General features: G+C 43.9%; 1 protein-coding gene and 2 pseudogenes. 2 read left to right on the top strand and 1 reads right to left on the bottom strand.

Annotation, left to right across the window (positions count from 1 at the left end):
• Window positions 1-1,022, bottom strand: a pseudogene (gene ipaH3 / locus BGK49_RS12710) (T3SS effector E3 ubiquitin-protein ligase IpaH3/Hc); the annotation flags it as partial.
• Window positions 1,023-1,764: 742 nt separating this feature from the next.
• Between ipaH3 and BGK49_RS12705 the strand changes: the two are divergent.
• Both BGK49_RS12705 and BGK49_RS12700 read left to right on the top strand, forming a co-directional pair.
• A pseudogene (locus BGK49_RS12705) lies at window positions 1,765-1,992 on the top strand (metallophosphoesterase); the annotation flags it as partial.
• A gap of 54 nt (window positions 1,993-2,046) precedes the next feature.
• A partial coding sequence (locus BGK49_RS12700) for a transposase (RefSeq protein ID WP_032199081.1) occupies window positions 2,047-2,334 on the top strand: 288 nt, incomplete at its 3' end.

The following is a 2,334-nucleotide window of genomic DNA, read 5'->3' as shown; positions in this document are numbered from 1 at the left end:
TTTTCCAGCCATGCAGCGACCTGTTCACGGAATCCGGAGGTATTGCGTGCAGAGACGGTATCGGAAAGGCGGTCAAGGAACGCGGAAAAGGTGTTGGCGTGCTCTTCATGTTCAAAAGCATGCCATATCTGTGATACATCAGATTGTTTGTTTTCCGGGAACCATGCTGTCACGGCATCAGCCAGGGGGCGATGGAGTGTATTCTGTTGTCCGTCACTCATGGAGAAGTAAATCCGTGGGCCGTGGTAGTCCGGTTGGGCGGTTTGTTGCGACAGAGACTCCCTGATCCGTGAGGACAGAGGATTGTCTTCGAGGATGATAGTGCAGGTCGGATCAAGGCTAAGTATATTTTCCGGAATGTGTGTGATGCGATTCTCGCGGCACCGGAAAAATATCTCGGTTTCCTCTGAGTGATGATTTCTTACAGGTACGGCTGGTAGGCTTTCCAGAAGATTAGTACTTACATCGAGCGCTTCCAGTGATTCAGGTAACTCAGGGAGAAATGTCAGCTGGTTATTTCTTACTGAGAGCACTTCCAGCGATGTAGGTAATTCAGGAAGCATGGTTAGCTGATTGTTATCTGCATTAATATATTCTAGCAATGCAGGCAATTCAGGAAGCATGGTTAGTTGGTTGTTATCTACATCAAGATGTTTCAGAGATGCGGGTAATTCAGGAAGTGTTGACAGGTGATTGTCACAGGCGTCAAGGTATTCCAGCGATGCTGGCAATTCTGGTAATGATATTAGGGCATTCTGAGTAATTTCCAGAACAGTGATTTGAGGTGGTAAGTTGTCAGGTAGCGAGGACAGATTTAAACGATTCAGTTGAAGCTCACTGAACTGATTGATGAGACATTCTTTAAGTAGGGAGACCGCTTCATTCCGATTTTCACCGGGGAGCGCTTGTTTTTCCCATTTATCCCATGCTGAAAAGTAATCAGCATATGTACCGGAAATAGTGTTATAAAAAGAATTTTGGGACAATGAAAAGTTATTATTTATCGGTAACATGATGGACATTCAGTTAAAGCCGATGGACAAATGGCTTTGTTAAAAGAAATAAGTAGGAGTTTTTATGAAGTTCATTCCATGAAATGAACTTCAGCACTTTTTTATTATAAAAGGACAAACAAAATTGGCTGTAAAAAAACGATACTGTTTCAGTTAACTGTGAATAGCTTGCTTGCACCGTATTGTTCTTGTTTTTCGGTTAGTTAAACATCGTACTTCATATTTGAACGTTCTGCCGGAATGCATTATCAATAGAGGTAAAGTCGCAACCCCAAATCGTAAAGGAAACCGTAGCACGTCGTATGCAAGAACGTGCCACGGCTGGCTGATGGATGTTCGATAGCGCGAGTTTGAATGAAAATCAGCCGGAGATGATTTTACATAATTGCTACGGAATTATTCAATACAGGAATTGCTTGCGTCTGCATGGATTGACCTGAAATTTTCCCGAAAATTTCTCTAAAAAACTCGAAAAAAATGGTAACTGGTTGAATGTATTAATATGCAATGGTACGTGTCAGGGATTAAAAGATGAACGTAAATTTATTCAACGCATTAATTTTAAAGGGTTTTATTGTTTATTGACGAAAACAGGAATCGTGTTCGGTCTCTTTTTTATCTGTTAAAAGCCAGAAGCATTTCCTTCGCTGACTTTATAGTCAACCATAACACACACTCTACTGTCTGAGTCCAGCGTTTTTTAACATTCTTGTTAAGATTATGTGATCTTTAGCGCGGGAGGAAAATATTGATGAAACAGCCTGCGCCCGTTTATCAGAGAATTGCGGGTCATCAATGGCGACATATCTGGCTTTCTGGCGATATACACGGTTGTCTTGAGCAGTTGCGCCGCAAATTATGGCATTGTCGTTTTGATCCGTGGCGAGATTTACTTATCTCAGTGGGAGACGTTATCGATCGTGGGCCGCAAAGTTTACGTTGTCTGCAGTTACTGGAACAACATTGGGTTTGTGCGGTATGAACCGCCCCGGGAATCCTGGAGACTAAACTTCCTGAGAAAGAGGTAAACAGGATGACTAAAAATACTCGTTTTTCCCCCGAAGTCCGTCAACGGGCAGTCCGTATGGTTCTGGAAAGTCAGGGCGAATATGACTCACAATGGGCGACAATTTGTTCCATTGCTCCAAAGATTGGCTGTACGCCGGAGACTCTGCGTGTCTGGGTTCGCCAGCATGAGCGGGATACCGGAGGCGGTGATGGCGGGCTCACCACCGCTGAACGTCAGCGTCTGAAAGAGCTGGAACGTGAAAATCGTGAACTGCGCCGCAGTAACGATATCCTTCGCCAGGCTTCCGCTTAT

The sequence above is a fragment of the Shigella sp. FC1544 genome (assembly GCF_001722145.1).
GTDB classification, from domain to species: Bacteria; Pseudomonadota; Gammaproteobacteria; order Enterobacterales; family Enterobacteriaceae; genus Escherichia; species Escherichia coli.
Note: the sequence above shows the minus strand (reverse complement) of the source record. Positions and strands in the feature narration are given on the sequence as shown.